Here is a 1,379-nt window from a genome sequence, read left to right on the forward strand (position 1 = left end):
CAGCGCGGCGGCGGCGCCGCCGCGGCCCCGCCGCCCCCGCAGGAGCCGCCGCAGAGCAAGGACGCCTGGCCGTACGGCTCCCAGGTCGCCGTGGGGAACTCGCTGTTCGAGCTGGTGCGTTACGCCCCGCCGGACGCCGCCGTCGCCACCTCGGACGACGGCGCCGGGCTCGACTACAACCGCCCGCCGCGCCTGCTCCCGCCCGACCGCGAGACCCGGTTCAAGCTCCCCGCGCCGCCCAAGGAGGGCCAGGCCCGGCCGCTGCCGTGGCTGATGGCGCTGATGCCGGCGGTCATGGGCGTGACGATGTGCCTGGTCATGAACCGCTGGTATTACCTGCTGATGGCGTTCATGAGCCCGATCATCATGATCGGGAACTACTTCATGGACAAGAAGCACGGCCGCAAGTCCCACGTGCAGGCCGTCGCCGAATACAAGGAACACAAGGCCCGGATCGAGAAGGACGCGCGCGACGCCCTCGTCGCCGAGCGGAACGAGCGCCGGCTGGGCGGCCCGGACCCCGCCCTGCTGCTGTCCACCGCCACCGGCCCGCGCACCCGGCTGTGGGAGCGCCGCCGTACCGACGCCGACCACCTGCAGCTCCGCTTCGGCACGGCCGAACTCGACTCCGAGGTCCTGCTGGAGGACCCCGAGCAGGACGAGCACCGCCGCCAGGTGCTCTGGAAGATCCAGGACGCGCCCGTCAACGTGCCGCTGCGGCAGGTCGGCGTCCTCGGCATCGCCGGCGCCGGCGACACCCCGCGCGCCCTCGGCCGCTGGGCCGTCGCGCAGGCCGCCGTCCTGCACAGCCCGCTGGACGTCCAGTTCTACGTGCTGACCGAGCCCGGCGGGCAGGCCGGCTGGGACTGGATGCGCTGGCTGCCGCACGCCCGCCCGCCGGGGGAGTACGACACCAACGCCCTCGTCGGCACCGACACCGAGACCGTCGCCGCCCGGATCGCCGAGCTGACCCAGCTGCTCGACGCGCGGCAGAAGGCCGCCAAGGACCAGCGCACCAACGGGCCGGCGTCCTTCAAGGACCCCGACGTCGTCGTCGTCTTCGACGGCTCGCGCCGGCTGCGGTCGCTGCCCGGCGTGGTGCGGCTGCTCCGCGAGGGCCCGGCGGTCTCGATGTTCGCCATCTGCCTCGACTCCGAGGACCGCTTCCTGCCCGGCGAGTGCCAGGCGATCGTCGTCGCCGAGCCCAGGCCGGAGGAGCACGACCCGCGGGCCGCCGCCGCGCAGGGCGGCATCCCCATGCAGCAGGTGCCCGGCGCCGGCGGGCCCGTCGGCGCGGACGGCTTCCCGCCGTTCCGCGTCGGCGCCTGGGGCGCCGGCCCGTCGCGGGACGCCGGGCAGCTCGCCGCCGCGGTCGACGA

At 75.1% G+C, this 1,379-nt stretch carries 1 pseudogene; it reads left to right on the forward strand.

What is annotated here, in order from left to right:
- A pseudogene (locus tag ABD317_RS36920) lies at positions 1-1,379 on the forward strand (FtsK/SpoIIIE domain-containing protein); the annotation flags it as partial.

The organism is Streptomyces synnematoformans (assembly GCF_039531005.1).
GTDB lineage: Bacteria > Actinomycetota > Actinomycetes > Streptomycetales > Streptomycetaceae > Streptomyces > Streptomyces synnematoformans.